Annotated in this window: 23 protein-coding genes; 11 read left to right on the top strand and 12 right to left on the bottom strand. The window is 64.1% G+C overall.

Features of this window, described 5'->3' with window-relative positions; translation table 11 throughout:
- Nucleotides 1-2 precede the first annotated feature (2 nt).
- The gene (locus tag Q6D67_RS13725; protein ID WP_304706225.1) at nt 3-461 is read right to left on the bottom strand and encodes a DUF1249 domain-containing protein; all 459 of its coding nucleotides are present in this window, start codon (nt 459-461) and stop codon (nt 3-5) included.
- A 209-nt stretch (nt 462-670) separates the two neighbouring features.
- Between Q6D67_RS13725 and Q6D67_RS13730 the strand changes: the two genes are divergently transcribed.
- Together Q6D67_RS13730 and Q6D67_RS13735 are read left to right on the top strand one after the other, a co-directional pair.
- A complete protein-coding gene (locus Q6D67_RS13730) occupies nt 671-2,092 on the top strand; it encodes a TolC family outer membrane protein (protein WP_304706226.1) in 1,422 nt (473 codons plus the stop codon).
- Between the two features lie 41 nt (nt 2,093-2,133).
- The gene (locus Q6D67_RS13735) at nt 2,134-2,751 is read left to right on the top strand and encodes a class I SAM-dependent methyltransferase (RefSeq protein ID WP_304706227.1); all 618 of its coding nucleotides are present in this window, start codon (nt 2,134-2,136) and stop codon (nt 2,749-2,751) included.
- A gap of 8 nt (nt 2,752-2,759) precedes the next feature.
- Here Q6D67_RS13735 and Q6D67_RS13740 read toward each other — a convergent pair whose 3' ends face one another.
- Genes Q6D67_RS13740 through Q6D67_RS13750 form a run of 3 tightly spaced genes read right to left on the bottom strand, consistent with a single transcriptional unit; the run spans nt 2,760 to nt 5,837 of the window.
- On the bottom strand, nt 2,760-3,839 hold the full coding sequence (locus tag Q6D67_RS13740) for a prenyltransferase (protein ID WP_304706228.1): 1,080 nt from the start codon (nt 3,837-3,839) through the stop codon (nt 2,760-2,762).
- The gene (locus Q6D67_RS13745) at nt 3,836-4,552 is read right to left on the bottom strand and encodes a class I SAM-dependent methyltransferase (protein ID WP_304706229.1); all 717 of its coding nucleotides are present in this window, start codon (nt 4,550-4,552) and stop codon (nt 3,836-3,838) included. The genes Q6D67_RS13740 and Q6D67_RS13745 overlap by 4 nt, the downstream gene beginning before the upstream one ends.
- Nucleotides 4,539-5,837 carry a glycosyltransferase family 4 protein gene (locus tag Q6D67_RS13750; protein WP_304706230.1) on the bottom strand — a complete coding sequence of 433 codons (1,299 nt, stop codon included), beginning with the start codon at nt 5,835-5,837 and terminating at the stop codon, nt 4,539-4,541. Before Q6D67_RS13750 ends, Q6D67_RS13745 begins: the two co-directional genes overlap by 14 nt.
- Nucleotides 5,838-6,082: 245 nt before the next feature.
- Here Q6D67_RS13750 and rfbA point away from each other — a divergent pair, with 245 nt between their 5' ends.
- Genes rfbA through Q6D67_RS13765 form a run of 3 tightly spaced genes read left to right on the top strand, consistent with a single transcriptional unit; the run spans nt 6,083 to nt 8,348 of the window.
- Entirely contained in the window at nt 6,083-6,988 is a 906-nt protein-coding gene (gene rfbA, locus Q6D67_RS13755) for a glucose-1-phosphate thymidylyltransferase RfbA (RefSeq protein ID WP_304706231.1), read from the top strand.
- Nucleotides 6,978-7,526, top strand: a complete 549-nt coding sequence (gene rfbC, locus Q6D67_RS13760; protein ID WP_304706232.1) for a dTDP-4-dehydrorhamnose 3,5-epimerase — start codon at nt 6,978-6,980, stop codon at nt 7,524-7,526. The genes rfbA and rfbC overlap by 11 nt, the downstream gene beginning before the upstream one ends.
- Nucleotides 7,527-7,571: 45 nt before the next feature.
- Complete coding sequence (locus Q6D67_RS13765) at nt 7,572-8,348, top strand: SDR family NAD(P)-dependent oxidoreductase (RefSeq protein ID WP_304706233.1); 777 nt, start codon at nt 7,572-7,574, stop codon at nt 8,346-8,348.
- 18 nt (nt 8,349-8,366) lie between these two features.
- On the opposite strand, the gene Q6D67_RS13770 is transcribed toward Q6D67_RS13765, so the two are convergent.
- Genes Q6D67_RS13770 through rfbD form a run of 3 tightly spaced genes read right to left on the bottom strand, consistent with a single transcriptional unit; the run spans nt 8,367 to nt 11,499 of the window.
- Nucleotides 8,367-9,536, bottom strand: coding sequence for a cation:proton antiporter (locus Q6D67_RS13770; protein ID WP_304706234.1), 1,170 nt, complete (start codon nt 9,534-9,536; stop codon nt 8,367-8,369).
- 21 nt (nt 9,537-9,557) lie between these two features.
- Nucleotides 9,558-10,625: a dTDP-glucose 4,6-dehydratase gene (gene rfbB, locus Q6D67_RS13775; RefSeq protein ID WP_304706235.1), complete on the bottom strand. Its 1,068-nt coding sequence runs from the start codon at nt 10,623-10,625 to the stop codon at nt 9,558-9,560.
- Entirely contained in the window at nt 10,618-11,499 is an 882-nt protein-coding gene (rfbD, locus tag Q6D67_RS13780) for a dTDP-4-dehydrorhamnose reductase (RefSeq protein ID WP_304706236.1), read from the bottom strand. Before rfbD ends, rfbB begins: the two co-directional genes overlap by 8 nt.
- A 219-nt stretch (nt 11,500-11,718) precedes the next feature.
- On the opposite strand from rfbD, the gene Q6D67_RS13785 reads away from it, so the two are divergent.
- The gene (locus Q6D67_RS13785) at nt 11,719-12,366 is read left to right on the top strand and encodes a midcut-by-XrtH protein (protein ID WP_304706237.1); all 648 of its coding nucleotides are present in this window, start codon (nt 11,719-11,721) and stop codon (nt 12,364-12,366) included.
- A 33-nt stretch (nt 12,367-12,399) separates the two neighbouring features.
- Here the strand turns inward: Q6D67_RS13785 and Q6D67_RS13790 are convergent, their stop codons facing one another.
- Nucleotides 12,400-13,803 carry a hypothetical protein gene (locus tag Q6D67_RS13790; RefSeq protein ID WP_304706238.1) on the bottom strand — a complete coding sequence of 468 codons (1,404 nt, stop codon included), beginning with the start codon at nt 13,801-13,803 and terminating at the stop codon, nt 12,400-12,402.
- On the opposite strand from Q6D67_RS13790, the gene Q6D67_RS13795 reads away from it, so the two are divergent.
- Nucleotides 13,802-15,025, top strand: a complete 1,224-nt coding sequence (locus tag Q6D67_RS13795; protein WP_304706239.1) for a mechanosensitive ion channel family protein — start codon at nt 13,802-13,804, stop codon at nt 15,023-15,025. The two genes, Q6D67_RS13790 and Q6D67_RS13795, sit on opposite strands and share 2 nt — an antisense overlap.
- Here Q6D67_RS13795 and Q6D67_RS13800 read toward each other — a convergent pair.
- Genes Q6D67_RS13800 through Q6D67_RS13815 form a run of 4 tightly spaced genes read right to left on the bottom strand, consistent with a single transcriptional unit; the run spans nt 14,958 to nt 21,499 of the window.
- The gene (locus Q6D67_RS13800; RefSeq protein WP_304706240.1) at nt 14,958-15,821 is read right to left on the bottom strand and encodes an alpha/beta hydrolase; all 864 of its coding nucleotides are present in this window, start codon (nt 15,819-15,821) and stop codon (nt 14,958-14,960) included. The genes Q6D67_RS13795 and Q6D67_RS13800 overlap by 68 nt on opposite strands.
- A gap of 34 nt (nt 15,822-15,855) precedes the next feature.
- A complete protein-coding gene (locus Q6D67_RS13805; RefSeq protein ID WP_304706241.1) occupies nt 15,856-16,794 on the bottom strand; it encodes a branched-chain amino acid transaminase in 939 nt (312 codons plus the stop codon).
- A 2-nt stretch (nt 16,795-16,796) separates the two neighbouring features.
- Nucleotides 16,797-19,691 carry a bifunctional [glutamate--ammonia ligase]-adenylyl-L-tyrosine phosphorylase/[glutamate--ammonia-ligase] adenylyltransferase gene (gene glnE, locus Q6D67_RS13810; RefSeq protein ID WP_304706242.1) on the bottom strand — a complete coding sequence of 965 codons (2,895 nt, stop codon included), beginning with the start codon at nt 19,689-19,691 and terminating at the stop codon, nt 16,797-16,799.
- Nucleotides 19,692-19,717: 26 nt separating this feature from the next.
- Nucleotides 19,718-21,499 (bottom strand): GspE/PulE family protein, encoded by a 1,782-nt coding sequence (locus Q6D67_RS13815; RefSeq protein WP_304706243.1) that lies wholly within the window; start codon nt 21,497-21,499, stop codon nt 19,718-19,720.
- A gap of 141 nt (nt 21,500-21,640) precedes the next feature.
- Between Q6D67_RS13815 and Q6D67_RS13820 the strand changes: the two genes are divergently transcribed.
- From Q6D67_RS13820 to argA, 4 genes are all read left to right on the top strand, one after another.
- Nucleotides 21,641-22,321 carry a TIGR00153 family protein gene (locus tag Q6D67_RS13820; protein WP_304706244.1) on the top strand — a complete coding sequence of 227 codons (681 nt, stop codon included), beginning with the start codon at nt 21,641-21,643 and terminating at the stop codon, nt 22,319-22,321.
- A 9-nt stretch (nt 22,322-22,330) separates the two neighbouring features.
- Nucleotides 22,331-23,608, top strand: coding sequence for an inorganic phosphate transporter (locus tag Q6D67_RS13825; RefSeq protein WP_304706245.1), 1,278 nt, complete (start codon nt 22,331-22,333; stop codon nt 23,606-23,608).
- Between the two features lie 13 nt (nt 23,609-23,621).
- Nucleotides 23,622-24,773 (top strand): acetylornithine deacetylase, encoded by a 1,152-nt coding sequence (gene argE / locus Q6D67_RS13830; RefSeq protein WP_304706246.1) that lies wholly within the window; start codon nt 23,622-23,624, stop codon nt 24,771-24,773.
- Nucleotides 24,774-24,846: 73 nt separating this feature from the next.
- Complete coding sequence (gene argA, locus Q6D67_RS13835) at nt 24,847-26,151, top strand: amino-acid N-acetyltransferase (RefSeq protein WP_304706247.1); 1,305 nt, start codon at nt 24,847-24,849, stop codon at nt 26,149-26,151.
- The last annotated feature ends 12 nt before the right edge of the window (nt 26,152-26,163 follow it).

Here is a 26,163-nt window from a genome sequence, read left to right on the forward strand (position 1 = left end):
CGTCAGCAACCGGCGCGCCGGGGCAAAACCGGCTGCTGCACACGGCCATTGGCCAGACAGTGCTCCAGCCAGTCGCCCAGAAACTGGTTCTGCTGCAACTTCTCGTCCTGCTGGAACATGTTGGCATTGGGGTAGGAGTAGCGAGGCTGGATCTGGTGATGTGCCTGAAACGCGCCTACTTCCAGCATGCCGGCATCGTGATAGGCGCGGACATCAATGGTGAGGTGCCTGAGCCAGCGCGCCTCACCGTGACTCTGGTGCAGGCGGAAAAACGTCGTATAACGACTGCGCTCCAGGACCTCGAGGCGAACGCGTGCCTCGGCGACCGCAAACTCACGGGAGTTGCCCTGTTCGTAGTCGGGAAACAGTCGCAGCAGGCGCGCATAATTGGCCTCGCACAAAGCGTGCAGGCGCGCCAGATCCATCTTGAACGGCCGTTTTCTGGCCCGCTGTACTGTCATTTTCATTCCCGGATTGTGGGGCGGTGATACCGCTGCCGGACCGGTGTTGGCTACTGACCGGACCCCGAGCGAAACCTGAGTGTAGCATTTGTGCTGGCAAAAACCGTGAGTATATTACCCGTTTTGCGACCTGCTTAACGTATGCGCTGCAGGGCGCAGACTGCTACACTCGCATGCGAGAATTTCCCCGGCAAATTTGAGGATTCAGGATGAACAAGACAGGAGCCGCACTGCTGGTGCTGGCACTCTCCCTGGGTATTGCGCCGGCAGGGGCTGAATCCCTGCGCGATATTTACGAACTGGCCCTGGCCAACGATGCCCAGCTCAAGGCCGAGGCAGCCCAATACCGCGCCAATCTGGAGACCGAGAAACTTGCTCTCGCGGCGCTGCTGCCGCAAGTAAACGCAAACTACGACTACACCGACCGCGACCAGGGCACTACCGGGGAAAGTTTCTCGCTGGATGGTGGCGTCGACGGCGGGGTGAGCGCGGTACAGACCCAGACCGACATCGACACCAGCCGCGAGGGCTACCAGGTCAACCTGAACCAGGCCCTGTTTGACCTTCCGGCCTGGTTCACTTTCCAGTCCGGGCAGGAGTTTAGCAAGCAGGCGGAGGCCACTTTTGCCGCCAACCAGCAGAACCTGATCGTGCGGGTGTCGGAGGCTTACCTGCTGGTCCTGCGCGCCCAGGACAACCTGGAGGCGTCGCGGGCACAGGAACGCGCATTCGAACGGCAGCTGGAGCAAACCCAGCAGCGTTTTGAAGTCGGCCTGATTGCGATCACCGACGTCTACGAGGCCCAGGCTGCCCGCGACCTGGCTCAGGTTAACCGCATTGTCGACGAGAATAATGTGGCAGTTGCCCTGGAGCGGCTGTCGGTGCTGACCGGGCGCGAGCACGCCAACCTGAATGTGCTGGAGCCGGATTTCACTGCCACGCCGCCGGTACCCGCCGACCGCACGGCCTGGGTGGCCTTTGCTCTGGAAAACAACTTCAACCTGCAGGCTGCGCGCTATGCGGAAGAGGCTGCGCGCCAGCTGGCCAAGGCCAATCAAATGGAGCACGCGCCCAGGCTCAGTGGCAATTACATCTACTCTGACTACGATACCGACGGCACCCTGCGCCGGACCCCGTCGACCGGCTTTGACACCTCACCCAATAGCGAGCTGGATGAAAATACCTGGCAGATCCGCCTGGATGTGCCGCTTTTCAGCGGCGGGGCAGTGAGCGCCAACCGCCGCCGGGCAGCGGAGGAGTTCAACGTCGCCCGCGAAAACCGCATCAATCTCTCGCGCAACACGGTCACCAATGCGCGCTCCCTGCACATGACCGTGATCAGCGATGTGTCGCGGGTGGCCGCCCGGGAACAGGCCATTGTGTCCTCGCAGAGCGCGCTGGATGCCACCCAGGCCGGGTATGAAGTCGGCACCCGCAACGTGGTGGATGTGCTGAACGCCCAGAACACACTGTTTGCCGCCCAGCGCGACTATGCCAACAGCCGCTATGACTACATTCTCAACAGCATGCGGCTGAAAGAACAGGCCGGCCTGCTGAGCCCCGAGGATATCCAGACGCTGGACGCGGTGCTGGTGCCACCGCCGCCGCCCACCGCCAACACCTCACCCTGACCAGGAACCGCGCCGGGCCAGTGCCTGGCGCTGTACACCCCATGATTCCCGACCTTCCCGCCGATATGGACGACATCAAGGGCTTTCTGTTGCCCGCGGAAGCCGAGGCGCTTTATCGCTGGGCGCTGCTGGGCAGTGAACAGGGCCCGGTGCTTGAAATCGGCAGCTACTGCGGCAAATCCACGATTTACCTGGGCCTGGCCGCGCGGCAGCACAACGGCACTGTCTTCGCCCTGGACCACCACCGCGGTTCGGAGGAGCACCAGCACGGTGAGATGTTCCACGATCCGGCCCTGTATGACGGCGAACTGGCGGTTGTGGATACCTTCCGCGAGTTTCGCCGCAACATCAGCCGCGCCGGTCTCGATGAAGTAGTGGTGCCGCTGGTGGCCGGCTCCGCCGCCGCGGCCCGGCACTGGCAGACACCGCTGTCGATGCTGTTTATCGATGGCGGCCACAGCCTGGATGCCGCGCTGACGGATTACCGCTGCTGGGCCGGCCACCTGCAACGGGGCGGGATCCTCGCGATCCACGATGTCTACCTGGATGCGGCCGCAGGCGGGCAGGCGCCGCGGGCAATCCATCGCCTGGCATTGCAGTCGGGGTTGTTTGAGCACTGCGAACAGGTTGCCAGCCTCGCTGTCCTGCGCAGGCTCTGAGGTGGCCGCTACTGATCCCGGCGCAGGCGCTGTTCCGCCGGGGCCGATGGCGCCTGCAGCAGCTCGACCCGGGTGAACAGGTTGGCGGCGCCGGTGAAGCCGGTGAGGGCATCGGCGGCCAGCAAAATGGCAGCGGCTGTCCAGGTGGGCTGCTCTTCGGGCCACAGCAGATCTTCCGCGAACTGGTAGCCAGTCCAGTAGGCACCGTCATCCGTGCGCCACTGATGCAACCAGCTATACAGCTCCACCGCCCGCGCATGGTCGCCCGCGGCCAGTAGTGCCATGACCAGTTCGCAGGACTCCGCCACCGTGACCCAGGGCTCGTCTGCTACGCAGCGACAGCCGAGACCATGGTGCACAAATTCGTCCCAGCGCGCCGCCAGCCGAACCCTCGCCGGGGCCCCCTGGACCGCGCCACTGAGCACCGGGTAGAACCAGTCCATGGAGAAGCGGGCCTTGCTCGCCCAGCCGCGGTCAAAGCGTTCCGGGCGGGAGCGCAGGGCGGCGCCCAGGCTGGTGCGGGCCCGATACCAGTGCGCGCGCTCCTCGCCCAGGGTCAGCGCGATATTGCAGGCACACTCGAGGCTTTTGTAGATAGAGCTGCAACCCGTAACCAGGGCATCCCGCAGCGGCGTACCTGCGGTATCAACCGCCCAGTCGATCTCCCCGTGAACGCTCTGCAGGCCAACAACAAAACCGATCGCGCCGTCGACCACCGGCCACATTTCACGCAGAAAGTCCGTGTCCCCGCTTATCAGGAAGTGATGCCAGACACCGGTGGCAATATAGGCGACAAAATTGGTTTCCCGCCGATGGTCGTTGTCGACGATATCGCCCCGATAGGATGCCCACCAGCTACCGTCGGGCAGCTGCAGGCCCGCCAGCCAGCGATAGGCGCGCACCGCTGCCGCGTGTTCACCACCGATGGACAGACCCATGGCCGCTTCAACGTGGTCCCAGGGGTCCGTGTAGCCGCCGCTGAACCACGGAATCTCGCCGCCGGGCTTCTGGGTTGCCAGCAGGAAATCGACCGTGGGCCGCAGGAACTCCTGCGGGAACAGGCCGCGGCTGAGATAGAGCCCGCTCACAGGCTGGCCTCCTGACGAAAGTAAAACACTACGCTCTTGCCCATGATCGGGTTGAGCCACTTCTCCAGGGTTCGGGTCAGCCATGGCGCGCGCAACATGTCCCAGACCAGCAGCCTGTGATACTGCCGCACCAGCCAGTGCTGCTCGCCCTCGCGCCAGAACAGGCAGCGCAGCCACCAGTAGGGTCCGTGCAGGGCGTGGGCACCGTGGCGGTGGAAACCCACAAAACCCAGCTGCTCGACTTCTGCCCACAGGCGCTCGGCGCGGAAGATTCTCAGGTGCCCGCCCGGAGTCTGGTGATAGCGTTTGCTGAGAGCCCAGCACAGGCGTTCGGGCCAGCGCCGCGGCACACTGACACAGAGCAGGCCAGAGGGCTTGAGCACCCGGCGGACTTCCCTGAGGGCGGCGCGATAATCGGGAATGTGCTCCAGCACCTCGGAGCAGATCACCTTGTCGAAGCTGGCGTCGGGAAAGGGCAGCGCCAGCGCCGACGCCTCGGTGAGATCCAGCTGCTTGCGCTCGTTGCCAGGCTCTGCAAACTCCGCGAATCGCTGCTGCGCTTTTCTCAGATCCTCGCCGGAGAGATCCACACCGACCGCGTGCACCTCGCCCAGGATGTAGGCGGCGATCACGTGCCGGCCTTCGCCGCAGCCGAGATCCAGCACACGCTCTCCCCGATGCAGGGCAAAGTAGCGGAAATCAACGGTTTGCATCGGCAATAACCCTGCGATAGTAGTCGTCCATGGCCTGCGCGCAAACCTGCCAGCTGAAGCGCTCCAGAATGCGCTGGCGCCCGGCCACGCCCAGCTGTTCGCGGCGCTGGGGGTCAAGTAGTAACGATTCGATAGCTTGTTCCAAAGCGTCGGCATCTCGGACCGGAACGATAATGCCCGCATCGCCCACGACTTCCGGCAGCGCGCCGCCATCGGTAGAGACCACGGGCACCCCGCAGGCCATGGCCTCGCCCGCCGGCAGGCCGAAGCCTTCATAAATAGAGGGAACTACGGCAATGCTGGCCTCGGCGTAGTAGTGGACCATCTCGGCAGTGGATATACCGTTGACGAAGCGAATATTCCCGGCAATATCCAGGCGCTTGATCAGGCGCTCGGTGCGCCCGCCCGGCTGGGGCTTGCTGACCAGCAGCAATTCCAGCTCGGGGTACCGCGGCAGCAGGCGGGCAAAGGCCTGCAGCAGGTAACGCAGGCCTTTCAGCGGAGCGTCGGCCGACGCCGTGGCCATGATACGCAGCGGCTTGCGGATTACCCCGGGCAGTGGGCGGAACTCCTCCGTATCTATACCATTGTGGACCAGGGCGATACCGGCAGGCTGCAGGCCGAAGTCCCGGGCGATATCCTGCCGCGAGTAGTCCGAGACCGTGACCACGTGGTGCAGTTGCTTGATTACCTTCCTCTGCATTTGCAGGAACCAGTGCCAGCGCCGGATCAGCAGACGCTGGTGCCAGCGCGGCGCAGCGCTCAGGGCGATGCGCAGATCGCTGGTAATGGGGTGGTGCACCGTGGTCACCAGCGGCAGTCCCATGGCCTGTAGCTGGACCATGCCATGGCTGAGGCTCTGGTTGTCATGAATCAGGTCGTAGTCCTGGCGGTGCCGGCGCAGATAGCGCACCGCGCGACGCCCGAAGGTGTAGGGCTCGGCAAAGCCCCCGGTGAGCTTGCTGGTCCACTCGATGATATTGCTCAAGGAGCGCAGGTGATGCGGCCGCAATGACCACAGGCCGTTTTCGTACAGGTCCAGGCTCGGCAGCTCGATGAGGCGCACCCGGGGGTCGACCTCGGGATAGGGCGGGCCGGAAATCACGTCCACCCTGTGCCCGGCATCTACCAGCGCCTTGCTCAGATATTTGATGTAGACGCCCTGGCCTCCGGCGTGGGGCTTGCTGCGATAGCCCAGCAGCGCAATCCGCAGCGACGGCCGCACTGCTGCCAGTGCTGCCGGCGCGGGAGAACTGGCCTCCGCCACCGCTGTGCTGGCAGCCAACTCGCTCGCTGCTGTGTCCAGATGCCTGATAGCGGCGTCCCTTTTTTTGGTCAACAGAGGGGGATACGGGCTGCCGATCACGCAAGGTAGACAAATGTGCAGCGCCCAGGATACGAATTCTAGCAGCGAACTGCGCCGCAGCACCAGCCCCGCAACCGGCTTGGCAGGCTCCAATGCCCGCGGCTTATCGTAATTTGGCGGCCTTTTCCCGTATAATCGCCGCTTTTCCATCGACCGGGGTTGGTATGGAAACGACCAGATACAAAGGCATCATCCTCGCGGGCGGGTCCGGAACGCGGTTGCACCCGCTGACCAGCACGGTGAGCAAGCAATTGATGCCGGTGTACGACAAACCGATGATTTATTATCCGCTGGCAACCCTGATGCTGGCGGGCATTCGCGATGTCCTGATCATCACCACGCCGCGTGACCAAACCGCCTTCGCCGACCTGCTGGGCGATGGCAGTCGCTGGGGAATCAGCATCAGCTACACCGTGCAGCCCAGCCCGGATGGCCTCGCCCAGGCATTCCTGCTGGGAGCGGAATTTATCGGCCCCAATCCGGTGGCACTGGTACTCGGGGACAACATTTTCTACGGTGGAGGCTTTACCCAGAGCCTGCGCAGCGCCGCCCGGCGGGAACACGGCGCCTCGGTGTTTGCCTACTATGTGCAGGACCCGGAACGCTATGGGGTGGTCAGTTTCGATGCCGCGGGCGTGGCAGTTGATATCGAGGAAAAGCCGGCCCGGCCGAAATCCCACTACGCGGTGACCGGCCTCTATTTCTACGACAATGATGTCGTCGACATAGCCCGCAGCATCCGTCCTTCCACCCGCGGGGAACTGGAAATCACTGACATCAATACCGCCTACCTGGCCCGCGGCGACCTGCGGGTGGAAGTGATGAGCCGCGGCACCGCCTGGCTGGACACGGGCACCCACAATTCCCTGCTGGATGCCGCCAACTTCATTCGCGTGGTGGAGGAACGCCAGGGCCTCAAGATTGCCTGCCCGGAGGAAGTCGCGTTTCGCATGGGCTACATTGACGCCGAGCAGCTGCTGGCGCTGGCGGCGCCGCTGGAAAAAAGCGGCTACGGTCTGTACCTGCGGCAACTGCTGGAACAGGACGGAGTGTTGAGCAATGATCTTTGAGCCAACCCCCCTGGCGGGCCTGTACCTGCTGCAACCCAAAGTTTTCGGTGACGAACGGGGCTTTTTCCTGGAGAGCTGGAACGCCGAGACCTTTCGCGAAGCGGGCTTTGATCTGGACTTCGTGCAGGATAACCACAGTCGCTCGGCCCGCGGCATCCTGCGCGGCCTGCACTTTCAGACCGAGCACCCCCAGGGCAAGCTGGTGCGGGTGACCTCCGGCGCCGTGTTCGATATCGCGGTGGATCTGCGCCGCTCCTCACCTACCCTGGGCCAGTGGTACGGGGTTGAACTCAACGCGGCGAACCACCGGATGCTGTGGGTGCCCCCCGGGTTTGCCCACGGATTCTATGTGCTGTCCGAGTACGCCGACTTTCAGTACAAGTGCACGGACTACTATCACCCGGCCAGCGAAGTGTCCCTCGCCTGGGACGACAGCACCGTAGGCGTCAACTGGCCGATCCCCGCGGGGGAACAGCCGCGCCTGTCGGCCAAGGATGCGGCGGGGCTGGCCTGGGCGGACCTGCCCCTGTTCGACTGAGGCCCCGGCAACGACTTGCCACACCCAAACCGAAAAGGAACCAGCATGGCCAGAGATTATTTCCAGCTACAGGGCAAGACCGCGCTGATTACCGGGGCCTCCAGCGGACTCGGCGTACACTTTGCCCGGGTACTGGCCGAGGCGGGAGCGACAGTCATCCTGGCGGCCCGACGTGCGGACAAGCTTGCTGCGGAGGTCGCTGCACTACGTGCTACAGGCGCGCAAGCCAGCGCCGTCGCCATGGACGTCACCGATCCCGCCAGTGTCGACAGTGCATTCGCCGAGATCACCGGCGACAGCGGCAACATCGACATCCTGGTCAACAATGCGGGCGTCGCCGACGATCCGATCCGGTTTCTGGATACCGGCGAGGAGGAGTGGCACCGGGTAATCGATACCAACCTCAACGGCGCCTGGCGCGTGGCGCGCGCCGGAGCACGACACATGGCCGAAGCAGGAATCCCGGGCAGCATCGTCAATATCGGCTCAATCTACGGCTTGCGGACCGGGGCGATGAAGGTCGCCTACAACGTGTCCAAAGCCGGTGTCGTGCAGCTCACCAAAGCCATGGCCATAGAGCTTTGCCGCCAGCAGATCCGGGTCAATGCCTTGTGCCCGGGCTGGTTCCTGACCGACATCAACAAAGAATACTTTGAGAGTGAGCGCGGGGAGCGCTATATCAAGACCATCCCGGCGCGGCGGATGGGCGCGATGGAGGACCTGACCGCGCCGCTGCTGCTGCTCGCGAGCAATGCGGCCGCGGGCTACATGACCGGCAGCGTGCTGACGGTAGATGGCGGCATCGCCGAATCGCCGATCTGAGCGGCCGCACACAACCGCTCATTTCTCGGTTGTTTGCTGGTCTGCTTGTGCCCGCAGCGACCAGCGCACCGCCAGAGGTCCGAGCAGCTCGAACACTACCGTGGATGCAAGCACGATGGTCAGCAGCAATTCGCCATGGTCGGGGAAGGCGTTGCTTGCAGTCAGGGCCATGGCCACGGCAACACCCGCTTGCGACAGCATGGCAACGCCAGTTCTGGCTCCCTCCACCGGATTGCGCCAGACTGCTCCGGTCAGGTAGCCACCCGCGACCCTGCCGGCAATGCGCAGCAGGAAGTAGGCGATCCCGACCAGCCCGCCCGCAAGCAAGGAGGACATTTCCAGGGACGCCCCCGCCAGAATGAAAAAAAGCAGCAGAAAGGGCCACTTGATCCCCTCGATAGCGTGAAAGGGGCGTGTGTGGTGTTGCGCCAGATTGGTCACCGTCGCCCCCATCACCACCGATGCCAACAGGAAGGAGACTTCCAGCTTCATCGCCAGCCCGGCGCACAGGAACACCAGACCCAGTGCTTCAACCAGAATTGGCTCGCCGTCGCGGATGCGACCGGTGAGAAAAGCCATCGGCAGCCCAATTCCAAATCCAAGGGCAACAGCGCCACCGATTTCCCACAGCCCTGTCAGCAACGAGACGTCAGTACTGGTGCTTTGGATCCCAGCTGCAATCACCATGCAGAGACTGAAGATTATCAGCCCCCAGGCGTCGTCAACGGCAACGATGCCGAGCAGCCGACGCCCGAACCGGGAGTGCTCGCAGCCTTCCTCAAGCACAACATCAGTCGTTGCGGCAGGGTCTGTTGCGGTGGCAATCGCAGCCAGAAGCAGCGCCAGCACCAGCCCCTCGCCCAGCGCCAGGATGCCGAAAAAGACTACCGCAAATGTACCGGCGGCAACGCCGAGGGAGAGTACAAGAATTTGCTTGCCCTGCTCGCGGAAGAGCCGGGTTGTCATGGAGCCGCCAATAAGAAACCCGAGCATCGTCAGCGCAACATCAGACACCATCGGAAACCAGTCCTCCCGTGCCTCGGCAAAGACATTCAGGGCCGAAGGGCCCATGACGATGCCGGCGAGAATGAGAAGAGTCACACGGGGCAGCGGTGTTTTCAAACACAGCAGATGCACGCCCAGTCCGACGAGGAAAAAGGCGGCAAGCGTCAGAAAGGTGTCTGCCATACATCTCCAGTCCGTTTATCGTTAGCGATGTAACAGTGGCCGCCACCAGTTTTCATTGGCCAGATACCAGTCGATAGTGCGGCGAATACCGGTTTCAAAGGTCTCGACGGGGGAATAACCCAGCTCCCGGGTGATTTTGTTCGCATCAATGGCATAGCGCCAATCGTGGCCGGCGCGGTCTTCGACAAAGCGGATCAGGTCGCGGGCACTGCCACCGCTGGCGGCAGGGGCCTGGGGAAAGCGTTCACCCAGGGCACTCTCAGCGCGAAAACGGCGGTCCAACTCATCGCACAGCAGTTCGACAATGGCCAGATTGCGCCATTCATTGTTGCCGCCGATGTTGTAGGTTTCCCCGACAACTCCATCCTGTAACACCAGTTCGATGCCCCGGCAGTGGTCCTCGACATACAGCCAGTCGCGGATATTGCTGCCGTCGCCGTAGACCGGCAGCGGCAGGCCGCGCAGAATATTGGTCAGGCACAGGGGAATCAGCTTTTCCGGGAAGTGGTAGGGGCCGTAGTTGTTGGAGCAGTTGCTGGTAGTTACCTGCAGGCCGTAGGTGTGGTGGTAGGCGCGCACCAGATGGTCCGACGCGGCCTTGCTGGCGGAGTAGGGCGAGTTGGGCTGATACTGCTGGGCCTCGTGGAAGCCCGGATCCTCCGGCGCCAGCGAGCCATAGACTTCATCCGTGGAGACATGGTGAAAGCGGTGCGGCGGCGGCTCGGCGCCACCCAGCCAGTATTCCCGCGCCGCCTGCAGCAGGCTGTGGGTGCCCACGACATTCGTTTCAATAAAGGCGTCGGGGGCGGTGATGGAGCGGTCGACATGGCTCTCTGCAGCGAAATGCACCAGCGTGTCCACCCGGTGCTCCTGCAGAATGGCGAGCACCCGTGGGTTGTCGCAGATATTGGCCTGCACGAAGTGAAAGCCCGCGGACCCTTCCAGGCCGGCGAGATTCGCGCGATTGCCGGCATAGGTCAGCGCATCCAGCGCCACGATGCAATCATCGGGATATTTTCGACGCCAGTAGTGGACAAAGTTGGCGCCGATAAAGCCGGCGGCGCCGGTCACCAACAGGGATCTAGCCATCACCGTGTTCCTTGAGGTCCTGCAACATGGCGCGCAATTGTACCCTCCAGTGAACCGGCGCAATAGCCAGATCCCGCCAGCTCTGCTGCTTGTCCAGCACGCTGCAGGCGGGCCGCCGGGCCGGTGTTGGATACTCGCTGCCGGGGATCGGGCGCACCTCCGGGCTGCGGGCGAGCAAACCCGCCGCCAGACCCTCCTCGGCAATTGCTACCGCAAAGTCATACCAGCTGCAGACACCGGCATCGCTCCAGTGGTAGATACCCTGCAGCAGGGGCCTGTCCACCGCAGCCCACAGTGCCTGGGCCAGGCTTCGGGCCCAGGTTGGAGTGCCGATCTGGTCGCAGACCACCGCGAGGCTGTCGCGCTCCGCCATCAGGCGCAGCATGGTCTTGACGAAATTGCCGCCAAAGCGCGAATACACCCAGCCGGTGCGCACGATCAGCGCCCGGGGATGCGCCGCCAGCACCGCGCGCTCCCCCTCCAGCTTGCTGCGGCCATAAGCCCCCAGCGGTGCCGGCGCGGCATCGGGCGCGTAGGGATGACCGGATTCACCATCGAAAACAAAATCGGTGGAGACGTGCACCAGGCCAGTACCGGTACTGGCGCAGGCGGCGGCGAGGTGCCCCGCCCCCTCGGCGTTGATGCGCAAGGCCAGGGCCTCTTCCCCTTCGGCCCGGTCCACCGCGGTGTAAGCCGCCGCATTGAGAACCCAGTCCGGCCTCAGTTCCCCCAAAACCTGGCGCAGGTCCTGCGGTTCGGTAATATCCAGGGCGGCGCGGTCGAGGCTCACGACGCGCAAATCCTCTGGGGCAAGCAGCTGTAACTCGCGACCAAGCTGGCCGCCGGCGCCGGTAATGAGGACGGTTGGGGTCACGCAATCTCCTTTGTGGGCGCGGCGCGGGCCGCGCAGAATGGCGCACTATGGTAAAGGCTGGCGAGGGAGATGCCCAGCGTCAGCAGGACCGCCGCAGGGCGAAAGCAGCGCGATTGCAGCAATGTTTGTGAGGGCCACAGCAGACCTGCAAGCATCAATTTGAGATTTCCTCACTTTCTGGTTACTCTCGGACAAAACAATTCACATCTGGGGAAAATCATGCCAAACCTGCTTTACACTTGTTCCTGGCGCTGCTCGCGCGCCGCACTCACCATTTTTGGACTCACCGCCCTCGCGGCGAGCAGCGGCGCCTGGGCAGGTGCGCCCATAGGCGGCACTATCACCCACGGCCCGCTCTCGGCAACCGCGGTTCCGACGACGGGCGGTTTTGCGCTGATCCTGCTGGCGGCGCTGATGCTGGTGGCAGTGGCGCGGGTGATCAAGTCCCGGCAGCTGAACGGAGGCCAGTTCATGCTGGCGGCGCTGGTAACCGGCGCCATCGCCAGCGGTGCCAGCGGCATCAAATTGGTGTCGGAAGCTCACGCATTGCGACTACTACCCAACGCGGTCTCCCTCAGCGATCCTGCGGGCGGCACCCTTAACCTGGTCCAGAATTTGAACTGCGTTAGCAACGAGACCGGGGTCGCCCAGCAAATTCTCGATATCCAGATCAATGTGCCTGTTGCCAATAACGGTGGCCAGGCGAATGGCGGCGCACCTACCTGTCCCGACGGTCCGATAACCAATGGGGGCAGCTTCGTGGCTGTGCCGGAATGTTCCGATAATCCCCCCACCGTGCTGCAGCCCGATGGAACCTGCGCGGTCGATATTTCCCTCACCTCAAACGACCAGCTTCCCCTGGGTTAGGATGCCACGCTCCCGGCGCAACCGGGAGCGCGGTCACTGCCCCTGCGGCAGACGGAACGCCATATCATCCGCAGTGAACTGCCAGTAGTGCAGGGTATGTAGCCGCAGTTCATCAATCCCGCGATAGTCGGCCTGCAACCAGACCGGGCCCAGATGAGACAGGGGCAGTTCGTCCCGGTACATCTGCCGGCCTGCGCGCCAGCCTTCCACCACCAGGGTCTCGCCCTCGGCCTGCTCCCAGGCGACGCCGAAATAGGCGCCGACAAAATCGAACACTTCACCCGGGTACAGGCTGGTCACGGTAGCCGGATACCCGGAACTGTTGTAAGCCACACCCTCGCCGCTGGCGAGCACATTGACGTATCCCGGCCCACGGTAGTGCTGGTTGTCGATGGCAAGCAGATAATCGAAGGCGAGACCGCGATAACCCACCGCCAACTTCTCGATTACTGAGCGCTCCAGGTCGTCGAAATCCAGCACCAGCGGCGCCGGCTGCGGTGTCGTGGCGGCGCGGGCATCGTTGATGGCGCCCAGCACCACCGGGGCATCCCGCACCGCGAACTGGTGCAAACCGGCGCCAGCGGACCCCGCAGCCTGTTCCAGCCGCCAGTCACCGGGGTACGCAGGGAAGCTGAATCGGCCCGCTGCATCCGCGACGACTGCGCTGCGGCTGCCGTCCGGCGCAACCGCCACCAGAGCGTCGGCGCCCACTGCCTGACTGCCGCTCACCGCAAGCAGCTGGGCCAAGCCGATCACCGGTGGCGGTGACGCGGTCACCATGCCGGCGGGTGTACCGGGGCGCTTTTCAAAGCGGGTGGTATGGGAACCGGTGCCGCTGGTGATCTCCCAGCCGGGGGGCAGCTGCAGTTCGAAGCGATAGTCCCGGTCGGGCTCGCCGATATCGGCGCTGGAGCTGTCCAGGTGGACAGCAAAATTGGCATAGCCGTTGATGTTGGTGCGCGTCATGCGCAGGCTGCCATCCGGACGTTCCAGCAGGATGGCGACCGCGGCCATCGGCACATCATCCGGGTCGAGCACGCCGTCCCGGTTGCGATCCCGATAGGCAAAAACCGAGATATTCATGTTACCCGGGCTGTTCTGCTGCCAGTTGCGGCGGGGATACCAGTCCGTATCGCGGCTGATCTCGGGAACCGCGGCGGGGACGGGGGCGGAGGGAGCGCTGATTTCCGCCGGTCGCGCCAGGAATACGTACCACAGCAGGGCCGCCGAAGCGGCGAAGATCAGAATAGCAACGATGACACGGCCCATGCCGGACTCCAGAACCAGCGCCAGCAGAAGGCCCAGCTGGCAGACAAAGTATGTTAAGTGCTGAAGCGGCTTGTGCCCACCCCGTGGCAACAGCGCGCAGCCGGGCAGAAGTTGCATGTGGCGTTGCCAGCGTTCATCATCCGGCCCGAACAAAAAGGGAAGGGTCATGGAAATAGCCTCAATCACAGACTTCTGGGAACTGCTGGTAACGGTCTGGCAACACGGCGTGTACGGGATCGATTTCGTCCATATCCTGGTGGCGTTACTGGTTTTTCTGATCGCCCTGGCGATTCGCAATCTGTTTACGCGCCATGTACTCGGTGCCCTGCAGCGAAGGGCGCAAAAAACCGATTCCCAGATCGACGATGTTCTGCTGGAAGCCATTCGCAAGCCGCTGCGCTTTGTACCCGTTGTGCTGGGCGTGTTTTTCGCCACCAGTGTGCTCAAGGTAGACGACTCACTGGCGGCCTTTCTCTATAATATCAACCGGTCACTGGTGGTCTTCACCCTGTTCTGGACTTTTCATCAGCTCACCGGCCCGCTGGGCGTGGTATTGCAAAGGACCAATCGCTTCCTGACCGAAGCCATGATCGACTGGATCGTAAAGCTCTCCAGAGTGCTGTTCATCGTCGTTGGTGTGGCCACCATTCTGGAACTCTGGGGCATTGCGGTCGGCCCGGTCATTGCGGGCCTGGGCCTGTTCGGGGTCGCGGTCGCGCTGGGGGCACAGGACCTGTTCAAGAACCTGATCGCCGGTTTTTTTGTCATCGGCGAGCGTCGGTTCCAGCCGGGGGACTGGATCAACGTCGAGGGAATAGTCGAGGGGACGGTGCTGCAGATCGGCTTTCGCACCACCACTGTACGACGCTTCGACCGGGCGCCGGTCTATGTCCCCAATGCAAGACTGGCAGACAACGCAGTCACCAACTTTTCCCGCATGACGCACCGCCGCATTCGCTGGATGCTGGGCCTTGAGTACAGGACCAGTCTCGAGCAGCTCCGGGAAATCCGCGATGCCATTGAGCGCTACATCCTCGACAGCGACGAGTTCGCCAAACCCGACGAGGTAGCCACCTTCGTACGCATCGACTCTTTCAATGACAGCTCCATCGATATTCTCCTGTACTGTTTCACCCACACTACCGTCTGGGGAGAATGGTTGGAGATCAAGGAGCACCTTGCCTACAGGATCAAGGAGATTGTCGAGGCTGCGGGAGCCGGTTTCGCCTTCCCGAGCCGCTCCCTGTACCTGGAAAACCAGGCCGACGCGCCCGAGGTGTATCCGCTTTCGCCGCCCCGGGATTCGGTTGAATCACCTGCGGCTACGGCAGACGCTGCTGCAGCCACTGATCGAGATCAGCCAGCACCTGCAGGCGCTCAGGCTCGTTGAAAATCTCGTGGTACAGGCCGGGATAAAGGCGCAGGCTGTTATCCGCGGAGCCGACCCCTGCGCTGAAAGCCTGTGAGCCCGCGGGTGCCGTCATCACGTCCGCCTCGCCATGCAGCAGCAGCAGCGGCAGGGTGATTTCCGCGCGGCGCGCATTGACCTGCGCCATGGTGGCAAACAGCTCCGCCACCAGCCGCGCGCTGACCTTGCCGTGGTGCACCAGAGGATCCGCCTGGTAATCTGCGACCACCTGCGGATCCCGACTGACCTGGCTGGCGTCCAGCTTGAGCATCCCGAGGGTAGGCCAGACACGGGCGAGAAGACGATTGATCCACAGCAGGACGGGGGAGGGCGGCTCCGGCACCGCCAGGGCGGGTGCAGACAGGACCGCGCCACTGAACTGGCCCTGGGCATCCAGCAGCAAGCGGGCGGCAATCAGGCCGCCGAGACTGTGGCCCACCAGAAAACAGGGCGTCGCGGGATACCACTCGCCAATCAGCGCCCGCAGCTGCAACAGGGGCTGCAGGAACTCGGCGAAACTGCCGGTGTGAGCCCTGTGGCCCGGGGAGCAGCCGTGACCAATATGGTCGGGGGCAACCACCGCAAAGCCCCGGGGGCAGAAAAAGTCGGCGAACCCCTGGTAGCGACCGCTGTGCTCGCCGAGACCGTGGGCCAGCAGAATTACGCCGCGGCGGCTGCCACTGGCCCGCCAGTGGCGGTAGAACACGCCACCGGCAAGCTTTGCTTCCTGCGCCGGGACCACAGCGGTACCCGCTGTACTTGCGCCAGCATCATTCATGGACAACCCTCGTCAGTGCTGGGGAGACTGCGCTTCAGGCAACGGGCGTCAGCCACTCCGGATGCTGCGGCCGGTTACCGCGCACCGAATCGAAGTACATGCTTTGCAATTGTTCCGTCAGCGGGCCGCGGGAGCCGCTGCCGACCCGGCGCCCGTCCAGCTCGCGGATCGGTACCACTTCCGCGGCAGTACCGGTGAAGAAGGCCTCGTCGGCGATGTAGACCTCGTCGCGGGTAATACGCCGCTCGCGGATTTCGTAACCGAGTTCCGCCGCCAGGGCGAAGATCGTGTTGCGGGTGATCCCGTCGAGGCAGGAGGTCAGGTCCGGAGTGAAGATCTGGCCGTCGCGCACCAGGAACACGTTCTCACCGCTGCCTTCGGCTACGTAGCCTTCGTTATCCAGCATCAGCGCTTCTTCTGCGCCGCTGTCCAGCGCCTCGCGCAGGGCGAGCATGGAATTGATGTAGTTGCCGTTCGCCTTGGCCTTGCACATGGTGATATTGACGTGATGGCGGGTGTAGGAAGAGGTGCGCACCTTGATGCCGCGATTGCGCGCTTCCGGATCCATGTAGGACGGCCATTCCCAGGCCGCCACCATGACGTGGGTCTTGAGGCCGTCCGCGCGCAGGCCCATGCCCTCGGAGCCGAGGAAGCACATGGGGCGCAGGTAGGCCTCGGTGAGACCGTTTTCCCGCACCACCGTACGCTGGGCCTCGTTCAGGGTGTCCTTGTCGAAAGGCATGTCCATGCCCAGGATATGGGCCGAGCGAAACAGCCGGTCAGTGTGCTCCCTGAGCCGGAACACGGCGGTGCCGCGATCGGGGGTCAGGTAAGCCCGCACCCCCTCGAACACGCCCAATCCGTAGTGCAGGGTGTGAGTGAGGACGTGGACCTTGGCTTCCCGCCACGGCACCAGCTCGCCGTCCAGCCAGATAACGCCATCCCGGTCTGCAAAATTCGGTGTTGCACTCATCTTCAGTCCTGCTGTTCTGTAGGTTTGTCCTGCGCCGGGAAAAGGCGCTGCCATGCGGCTTCCACACTGGCTCTCTGTTCGCGATACTCGTCGCCGGGCACCCTGCCCGGCAGTTGTTGCAGCGCCAGTTGGTGAGCGACTGACCGGAACGCCAGGTAGGCTTCGATCAGCGCCTTGCTCTCGCGCTGCGCAACCAGCCCGGCCCCGGCCAGGGTTTCCAGAATGCGGATGTTGTCCGACCAGCGCGCCAGCTCGGGCACGCGGTGGGACCACGCCAGAACCGCATATTGCACCATAAATTCAATATCAACGATACCACCAGCGCTCTGCTTGAGGTCAAATTCCTGCCCCTCTGGCAGCTTCTTCGGCAGCAGCTCCTTGCGCATGCGCTCGCGCATGGCGACCACTTCAGTCGCCAGGGCCTGCTCGTCCCGGGCCCGGCAGAGGATATCCCGGCGCACTGCATCCACCCCGGCTCCAACCGCGGGGTCACCGGCCACCAATCGCGCCCGCACCAGGGCCTGGTGCTCCCAGGTCCAGGCGGTGTCCTCCTGGTAACTGCGAAACCCCTTGAGGCTGCTGACCAGCAGGCCGGAAGCGCCGGAGGGCCGCAGGCGCATGTCAACATCGTACAGCTGGCCCATGGCCATGCGGGTTTCCAGGATATGGATAATGCGCTGGCCCAGGCGGGTATAGAACTTGACGTTGTCGATGCTGCGCTCGCCGTCGGTTACGCCCTGCACATCCGCGTCGTAGACGAATACGAGATCCAGGTCGGAGGCGTAGCTGAGCTCTATGCCGCCCAGCTTGCCGTAGCCGAACAGGGCAAAACCATAACCGTCCGGGTCGCGCTGCGGCTGGCCAAAGCGGGCGCTGATGTCGGTCCAGGCCACGGCCAGCACCTGCTCGAGAATTACCTCGGCTATCCAGGTGAGGTTGTCGCTGACCCGCATCAGGGGCAGGCGCCCGACCAGCTCACTGGCGGCAACCCGCAGTACCTGGGAGGCCTTGAAGTAGCGCAGGGCATCCATCTGCGCCTCCAGGTCGCCCGGTTGCAGGCGCGCTACCTGCTGGCGCAGCTCGGTGGCCAGCAGGGCCTTGTCCGGAGCGGTGTAGAGGCTGCCGCGGTCCAGCAGTTCATCCAGCAGCACCGGGTGCCGCTCCAGCTGCTCCGCAATCCAGGGACTGGCATTGCACAGCAGGACCAGCTCCGCCAGCGCCGGCGGGTTCTCCAGCAGCAGGGCCAGATAGGCGCTGCGCCGCAGCACGGCAGTGACAAAGGGCAGGGTGCGCAGCAGGGCCCGGTCGGGGTTATCGGCCTCGGCGCAGGCGAGCAGCAGGCGCGGCATGAACTGCTGCAGCCGCTCCTGCCCCTCTGCCTGCAGCGTGGCAACCCGGGTACTGCGCTGCAGAGCCTGCAGCCGCTCCAGGCTGGCCGCAGGCTCGCGGTATCCGACCTCCGCAAGGGCTTCTGCGTCCAGATCATCGCCCCAGGGCGGCAACTCATCCTCCGCGTCGTCATGTTCGTCCTCGGGCGCCGCGATCAGGTCGCGAAAGTGCGCCGTGACCCGCTCGCGGTGCCCCGCCAGCTCTACCAGGTAGCTGTCCCAGTCCGCGAAGCCCATCACCGTCGCCAGTGCCAGGCGCTGCTGCGGGTCCGCGGGCAGCGCCTGGGTCTGCTGATCCTGATAGCCCTGAATCGCGTGCTCGCTGTCGCGCAGGAACAGGTAGGCAGCGCGCAGCTCGGCGACTGCTGCCGCGGGCAGACAGCCGAGCTCGACACACTCGTCGAGAACCCGCAGCAGCTCCCGCTGCTGCAGGCCGAGATCGCGGCCGCCGCGGATCAGCTGGAAGCACTGGGCGATAAACTCCACTTCGCGGATACCGCCACTGCCCAGCTTGACGTCTTCCTGCAAACCGCGGCGGCGCACTTCACTGTTGATCATCTGCTTCATGCTGCGCAGGCTTTCGATGACCCCAAAGTCCACGTAGCGGCGGAACACGAACGGGCGCAGCATTGCCATCAGCTCCGCACCGTGGGCAGCGCTCCCGCTCACGGGCCTGGCCTTGATCAACGCATAGCGCTCCCAGTCCCGGCCCTGGTCCTGGTAGTACTCTTCCAGCGCGGCAAAATTGAGTGCCAGCGAGCCACTCTCGCCATAGGGCCGCAGGCGCATGTCGACCCGAAACACAAAGCCGTCGGCGGTTACCTGGTCCAGGGCGGTGATCAGGCCCTGGCCCAGCTTGGTGAAGAACTCGGTATTACTGATTCTGCGGCGCTCGCCGTCGGTTTCACCGGATTCGGGATAGGCAAAGATGAGGTCGATGTCCGAGGAGACATTCAGCTCCCGGGCGCCCAGTTTGCCCATGGCTATGACGATCAGCTGCTGGGCTTCCCCACTGCGGCGCCCGCGGGGCACGCCGAAGCGTGCCTCCAGCTGTTGCTGCAAATGCGCCTGGGCCAGGGTAATGCAGGCTTCCGCCAGCGCCGAGGTATCCTGCATCGTTTCCAGGGTGTCAGCGTCACGGCAGAAGTCGCGCCAGACGATGCGCAACATGTGGCGCGCGCGAAAGCGCCGCAGGACCGGATGGAGTTCCGCCCCCGGCTCCGCCAGCCGCTGCTGCAGTTCCGCCTGCAACTCGCCAGGCTGCAGGCTGCGCTGTAACAGCCCATCTTCCAGCAATGCGGCCAGCAGCCGCGGCTGACGCCGGATCAGGCCGGCGACAAAGGGGCTGCAGGCCAGCACCCGGGCCAGCGCGCCCGCGATTGCGGGATGCGCCTCCAGCGCCCCGGTCAGATCGGCGAGCGCAGCGGCGTCATGATGGTCCAGAACATGCCGCCAGGCGGTAGCGGCGGCGCCGGCGAGGTCCTTGGGTAAACTATCGATGGCAATCATTGCGCTAGCGGAGTCCTGTGCGGTTATCAGGCGTCGAACATGGGAGCCACACGCATGACCTCCTCGACAGTGGTCTGGCCGGAGGCAACCCGGGCGGCGCCGGCCAGGCGCAGAGTGCGCATGCCTTCGGCCATGGCAACCCTGCGCACCTCGCGCGCCTCCATCTGCGGCGTAATGCAGGCCGCCACGGCGGGGCTGTTGACCAGCAGTTCATAGATCCCCTGGCGGCCCATGTAGCCGGTATCCCGACAGGCCTTGCAGCCCACCGGGCGCGCCGTGCGCTCGGGGGCGGGCAGCTCGAAGGGTTGTATCAGCTGCTCCCAGGCATCCGGATCCGTGGGGGCAAAAACCTTGCAGGTGGTGCAGAGGATGCGCACCAGGCGCTGGGACATGATGCCGCGCAGGGTGGCCTTGATCAGGTACGCTGGCATCCCCAGCTCCAGCAGGCGGGCCACGGAGCCGGGGGAGTCGTTGGTGTGCAGGGTCGACAGCACCAGATGGCCGGTGAGGGCCGCCTGTACCGCCATGTGGGCGGTCTCCAGGTCGCGGATCTCGCCGACCATGATGATGTCCGGGTCCTGCCGCATCAGCGCGCGTACGCCGGAGGAAAAATCCAGCTTGATGCCGTGGTTGACCTGCATCTGGTTGAAGGCGTCTTCCACCATTTCGATCGGGTCCTCGATGGTGCAGACGTTGACCTCTGGCGTCGCCAGCCGGCGCAGGGTGGAATACAGAGTGGTGGTCTTGCCGGAGCCGGTGGGGCCGGTGACCAGTACGATGCCGTTGCCGGCAGCGGTCATCGCCTGCCAGCGACGCAGATCCTCGTCTTCCAGCCCCAGTTCGGCAAAGCTTTTCTGCAGCAGATCGGGGTCGAAGATCCGCATCACCAGCTTCTCCCCGAATGCCGTCGGCAGGGTGGACAGGCGCAGCTCCACCTCGCCACCGCCGTGGGGTGAACGGGTCTTCAGTCGCCCGTCCTGGGGCCGGCGCTTTTCCGCCACATCCATGCGCCCGAGGATCTTGATCCGGCTGGTGACCGCGGCGCACACCTGCTGCGGTAAATCGTAGACACTATGGAGGACACCATCGATACGGAACCGCACATGGCCCTGGCTGCGCCGGGGCTCAAGGTGAATGTCCGAGGCGCGCTGCTCGAAGGCATACTGCAGCAGCCAGTCGACAATATTGACGATGTGCTGGTCATTGGCATCGGGCTCCTGCATCGACCCCAATTCCAGCATCTGCTCCAGGTTGGCGACGCCGGGCGCAGCGCCGGGGGCCGGGCCACTGCTGCGGGCACCGCGCACCGAGCGCGCCATGCTGTAGAACTCCGCGGTGTGACGAATGATGTCCCGCGGGTCGGCCAGCACGCGGCGGATGCGCTTGCGCAGGACGTGCTCCAGGTTGCGCTCCCAGGCACGAATCCAGGGCTCGGCGCTGGCTACCACCACTTCGTCTTCGGTAACTTCCACCGCCAGAATGCGGTGACGCTGGGCAAAGGCCCTGGACATGACCTCGCTGATCGCGCCGACATTGATTTTCAGCGGGTCGATTTCGTAAACCGCCTGACCGGTGCGCTCCCCCTGCCAACGCAACAACGCCTCCATGTCCAGGGTCTGGCCCGGGCGCGAGGGATCGGGAATTTTCTGTTCTGCCAGGAAGACCAGCGGGTGCACGCTGCCGATGCCGAGCCTTGCCAGCCGCTCGTGATCGGCGGCGTCGAGGTGGCCCGTGGCGTGCAGCTCCGTCACCAGGGAATACAGGTCCAGGGGCCGCTCGGCGTACTCCGGGCCGAATTTCGCGTTCATAGGTCAGAGCCTCACGGGTCCGTCTGCGGTTTTCGGGCCATGCTATCACAGCCGCACGGCCGGGCGAGGGCGACCCGAGGGCGGTGTGACAGACGCCCACCCCTCCCCTATACTTCGCGCCTGCATCCAGGGGAGCACCTCATGCCCAGCTCGAATCCGCTAAGCACTCTCTTCGGCAGATCGCCGATCAGGCCGATCCAGGAACACATGCAGGTCGCCAACGATGCTGCCCAACTCTTGCCTGAGTTTATTGAAGCCGCCCAGAACGACGACTGGGAAAGCGCCAAAGAGATCTTCAAGCGCATAGGCAAGGCCGAGCAGGAAGCCGACAAGCTCAAGCGCTCCGTGCGCCGCCATCTTCCCAACAGCCTGTTCCTGCCCGTACCCCGCACCGATCTGCTGGAGCTGGTTACCATCCAGGACCATGTCGCCAACACCGCCAAGGATGTCGCCGGCCTGATGCTGGGGCGGCAGATGCAGTTTCCCGAAGCCCTGGAGAAACCTCTGCTGGAGTTCGTCCGCGCGTGCACCGCCACCTGCGAACAGGCCCTGGTGGCGATTCGCGAGCTGGATGAATTGCTGGAGGTGGGTTTCAGTGGCCGCGAGGTAGTCCACGTCGAGGGCCTGATCAAGGAACTGGACAAGCTGGAAGGTCGCACCGACAAGCAGTCCCAGGCCCTGCGGGCGCAGCTGTTCAAGCTGGAGAAAGATCTCTACCCGGTGGATGTAATGTTCTATTACAAGATCATTGAACTGCTCGCCGGCCTTGCCGACTCCGCTGAGCGGGTGGGGCACCGCCTGCAGATCCTCATAGCCAAATAGGAACCACTGATGGAGATTATCGCGGAATACGGCACCATTCTGCTGGTCCTGGCCTGCCTGTTCGGGTTCTTCATGGCCTGGGGCGTGGGCGCCAACGACGTCGCCAATGCCATGGGCACCTCGGTTGGCTCCCGGGCGCTGACCCTCAAGCAGGCTATCCTGGTGGCGATGATCTTCGAGTTTCTCGGCGCCTATCTGGCCGGCGGGGAGGTCACCTCCACTATTCGAAAGGGCATTATCGATGCCGAGTCCATGGAAGGCCGGCCAGAGCTCATGGTCTACGGGATGCTGTCCGCGCTGCTTGCCGCGGGCACCTGGCTGATGATCGCGAGCATCAAGGGCTGGCCGGTCTCCACCACCCACTCGATCATCGGTGCCATTGTCGGCTTCGCGGCGGTCGGTATCGGCGTGGAGGCGGTGCACTGGGCCAAGGTCGGGACAATTGCTGCCAGCTGGCTCGTCTCACCCCTGCTGGCGGGCACGATTTCCTATGGTCTCTTCATGAGCGTAAAGATACTGATCCTCGATACTGAAGACCCTTTCCATCGTGCGAAAAAATTCATCCCCGTGTACATGTGGATGGTGGGCTTCATGATCTCCATGGTTACCCTGTTAAAGGGTTTGAAGCATGTTGGCCTGGACCTGGATCTGGGGCTGGGCAGCAGCTTTGCCAACGCGCTGCCAGTGGCGGTGGTGATAGGCCTGGCTGTGGCCGGTGTCGGCAGCCTGCTGCTGCGCCGGGTCAGGGAACTGCCCAACCAGGAGCACCGCTACACCAACGTGGAACGGGTGTTCGGCATCCTGATGATCTTTACCGCCTGCGCCATGGCCTTTGCCCACGGTTCCAACGATGTCGCCAATGCGGTCGGCCCGCTGGCAGCAGTGGCCAACACCGTCATGTCCGGCGGCATTATTTCCTCCCAGGCGCCGCTGCCCTGGTGGATCCTGATGGTCGGCGCGCTTGGGATCGTGGTGGGCCTTGTCACCTATGGCTGGAAAGTAATCCTGACCGTGGGCCGCAAGATTACCGAGCTGACTCCCAGCCGCGGTTTTGCCGCGGAACTGGGTGCGGCCTCCACCGTGGTGCTGGCCTCGGGTACCGGCCTGCCGATCTCTACCACCCACACCCTGGTCGGAGCCGTGCTCGGCGTCGGTTTTGCCCGCGGCATCGCCGCGCTCAACCTGCGCACCATAGGTACAATATTCATGTCCTGGGTGATCACCCTGCCCGCAGGCGCGGGTCTGGCAATCCTGTTCTTCTTCATGTTCAAGGGCATATTCGGCTAGGTCCGGGAGAGCGATGAGCCAACACGAGCAGCAGATCATCCGTCAGCTCCGGGCCCTGGTCGGCACGGCGTCGGTCAGCTCCACCGACCCCTCATGGGATCAGGGTAATCGCGGCGTGGTCGAACTGCTGGCAGGCTGGCTGGGCGACCTGGGTTTTGCAACCGAGATCAGTGCTGTCTCGAACGACGGCCGCAAGGCCAATCTGATTGCCACCCTCGGCAGCGGCCCCGGTGGCCTGGTGCTGGCGGGGCATACTGATACGGTGCCCTTTGACGAGGGCCGCTGGCGCTCTGACCCGCTGCAGCTCACCGAGCGCGACCACCGTCTTTACGGGCTCGGCAGCACCGACATGAAAGGCTTTTTTCCCATCGCCATTGCCGCCGCCCAGGCCTTTGTCGACAGGCCGCTGCAACAGCCGCTGATCATCCTCGCCACCGCTGACGAGGAGAGCTCGATGAACGGCGCGCGCACACTCGCCGCCGCCGGGCAGCCACGGGGGCGGGCGGCGATCATCGGCGAGCCCACCTCGCTGGTACCGGTGCGCCTGCACAAGGGCATCATGATGGAGTCAATCCAGGTCACCGGCAGCGCTGGCCACTCCTCCAATCCCGCGCTCGGCGTGAATGCCATTGATGTCATGCACGGCATCCTGTCCGAGCTGATGCTATTCCGGCAGGAACTGGCCCAGCGCTACAGCAACAGCGCCTTCGAGGTGGCATTTCCCACTCTCAATCTGGGCTGTATCCACGGCGGCGACAGCCCCAACCGGATCTGCGGCGGCTGCGAGCTGCACTTCGACCTGCGCCTGACCCCGGCTGCGGCGGCAGCGGGCGTGCGCGAGGACCTGGAACAGCGGCTGCAGCGCATCGCCGTCGAGCGCGGCGCCGGCATCGTCTTGCGGCCTCTGGTTGAGCCCGTGCCGCCCTTCGAGCAGGCCGCGGACAGCGAGCTGGTGCGGCTGGCGGAACAGCTCACCGGCCACAGCGCCACGGCCGTTGGCTTCGCTACTGAAGCGCCGTTCCTGCAGGCGCTGGGCATGGAGACGATCGTGATGGGGCCGGGCTCCATCGACCGCGCCCACCAGCCCGACGAGTACCTGGAGCTGGACCAGATCCAGCCCTGCATCGACCTGCTGGAGCAGTGCATCGCCCGCTACTGCCTGTAAATATTCCATTAGTCCCGGGAGCGCGCTTTCGGTACCCTTGACGCCCATTGCAAGTGAAACCGGAAGCATCGACGTGACCACCCCCGGCCGCAACCATATCCGCTGGTTCAGGAATACGGCGCCCTATATCAACGCCCACCGATCCCGGACTTTTGTCCTGATGCTGGGAGGCGATGGCGCCCAGGACCCCAACTTTGCCACCATCCTCCACGACATGGCCCTGCTGCACAGCCTGGGGGTACGCCTGGTACTGGTACACGGTAACCGGCCCCAGATTGACGCCCGCCTGGAACAGGCCGGTATCCCCAGCCGCTTCCACGACAACATGCGCATAACCGACAGTGCCAGCATGCACCATGTGACCGATGCCGCCGCCTCCCTGCGGGCGCAGATCGAGGCCCTGCTGTCGATGGGCCTGCCCAACTCTCCCATGCAGGGGGCGGGAATACGGGTCTGCTCGGGCAACTTTGTTACCGCCAGGCCGCTGGGGGTCGTGGACGGCGTGGATTATCAGCACACCGGTCGCGTGCGCCGTATCGACAGCGCGGGTATCCAGCAGCAGCTGGCGGCGGGCTCCATTGTGCTGCTGTCCCCGCTGGGCTACTCGCCCACCGGGGAAATCTTCAACCTGATGCTGGAGGACATCGCGGTGCACTGCGCCGCCAGCATCGGCGCCGACAAGCTGCTGCTGTTCGGCGCCGCAGCCGGTATCAGCGGCAGTGACGGCAGTTTGCTGCGGCAGCTCACGGTAGCGGACCTGGCGGGCCTGGAAGTCCAGGACCCGGAACAGGCGCAGCTGCTGGCAACCGCACGCCGCGCCTGCATCGCCGGAGTGTCACGCTGCCACATCATCAGCTATCGCGACGACTGTGCCTTGCTGGAGGAACTGTTCACCCACGATGGCAACGGCACCCTGGTGGCCAAGGACGATTTCGAGCAGACCCGCAGCGCCACTATCGACGATGTGGGCGGTATTCTCGAGCTGATCGCGCCGCTGGAGCGGGACGGGGTATTGCTGAAGCGATCCCGCGAGCTGCTGGAAAACGAAATCCGCCAGTTTCGCATTATTGAGCGGGATGGCCGCATCATCGCCTGCGCGGCTCTCTACCCTTTCCTCGACGAGGGCTGTGGCGAAGTCGCCTGCATCGTCTCGCATCCGGACTATCGCGGCGGCCGCCGCGGCCAGCGCCTGTTGCAGGAGCTGGAGCGGGAGGCCCGCAAACAGGGCCTGGACCGTGTCTTTGTGCTGACCACCCAGACCGCGCACTGGTTTCTGGAGCAGGGCTTCGAAGAGTGGCCACGGGATGCGCTGCCGGCGCAGAAGCAGGCGCTGTACAATCTACAACGCAACTCCAAGGTCTTTTTCAAGACCCTTTAGGACTAGGATACA

The organism is Haliea sp. E1-2-M8, from assembly GCF_030649675.1.
Classification (GTDB): Bacteria; Pseudomonadota; Gammaproteobacteria; order Pseudomonadales; family Halieaceae; genus Haliea.

Coding starts and splice junctions, on each gene's coding strand:
- argE (WP_304706246.1), top strand. CDS start 23,622: ATGAGCCAACACGAGCAGCAGATCATCCGTCAGCTCCGGGCCCTGGTC.
- Q6D67_RS13820 (WP_304706244.1), top strand. CDS start 21,641: ATGCCCAGCTCGAATCCGCTAAGCACTCTCTTCGGCAGATCGCCGATC.
- Q6D67_RS13815 (WP_304706243.1), bottom strand. CDS start 21,499: ATGAACGCGAAATTCGGCCCGGAGTACGCCGAGCGGCCCCTGGACCTG.
- Q6D67_RS13725 (WP_304706225.1), bottom strand. CDS start 461: ATGACAGTACAGCGGGCCAGAAAACGGCCGTTCAAGATGGATCTGGCG.
- Q6D67_RS13825 (WP_304706245.1), top strand. CDS start 22,331: ATGGAGATTATCGCGGAATACGGCACCATTCTGCTGGTCCTGGCCTGC.
- Q6D67_RS13795 (WP_304706239.1), top strand. CDS start 13,802: ATGGAAATAGCCTCAATCACAGACTTCTGGGAACTGCTGGTAACGGTC.
- Q6D67_RS13745 (WP_304706229.1), bottom strand. CDS start 4,552: ATGCAAACCGTTGATTTCCGCTACTTTGCCCTGCATCGGGGAGAGCGT.
- rfbC (WP_304706232.1), top strand. CDS start 6,978: ATGATCTTTGAGCCAACCCCCCTGGCGGGCCTGTACCTGCTGCAACCC.
- Q6D67_RS13765 (WP_304706233.1), top strand. CDS start 7,572: ATGGCCAGAGATTATTTCCAGCTACAGGGCAAGACCGCGCTGATTACC.
- rfbA (WP_304706231.1), top strand. CDS start 6,083: ATGGAAACGACCAGATACAAAGGCATCATCCTCGCGGGCGGGTCCGGA.
- Q6D67_RS13790 (WP_304706238.1), bottom strand. CDS start 13,803: ATGACCCTTCCCTTTTTGTTCGGGCCGGATGATGAACGCTGGCAACGC.
- Q6D67_RS13785 (WP_304706237.1), top strand. CDS start 11,719: ATGCCAAACCTGCTTTACACTTGTTCCTGGCGCTGCTCGCGCGCCGCA.
- Q6D67_RS13800 (WP_304706240.1), bottom strand. CDS start 15,821: ATGAATGATGCTGGCGCAAGTACAGCGGGTACCGCTGTGGTCCCGGCG.
- Q6D67_RS13730 (WP_304706226.1), top strand. CDS start 671: ATGAACAAGACAGGAGCCGCACTGCTGGTGCTGGCACTCTCCCTGGGT.
- Q6D67_RS13770 (WP_304706234.1), bottom strand. CDS start 9,536: ATGGCAGACACCTTTCTGACGCTTGCCGCCTTTTTCCTCGTCGGACTG.
- Q6D67_RS13735 (WP_304706227.1), top strand. CDS start 2,134: ATGATTCCCGACCTTCCCGCCGATATGGACGACATCAAGGGCTTTCTG.
- rfbB (WP_304706235.1), bottom strand. CDS start 10,625: ATGGCTAGATCCCTGTTGGTGACCGGCGCCGCCGGCTTTATCGGCGCC.
- glnE (WP_304706242.1), bottom strand. CDS start 19,691: ATGATTGCCATCGATAGTTTACCCAAGGACCTCGCCGGCGCCGCCGCT.
- Q6D67_RS13805 (WP_304706241.1), bottom strand. CDS start 16,794: ATGAGTGCAACACCGAATTTTGCAGACCGGGATGGCGTTATCTGGCTG.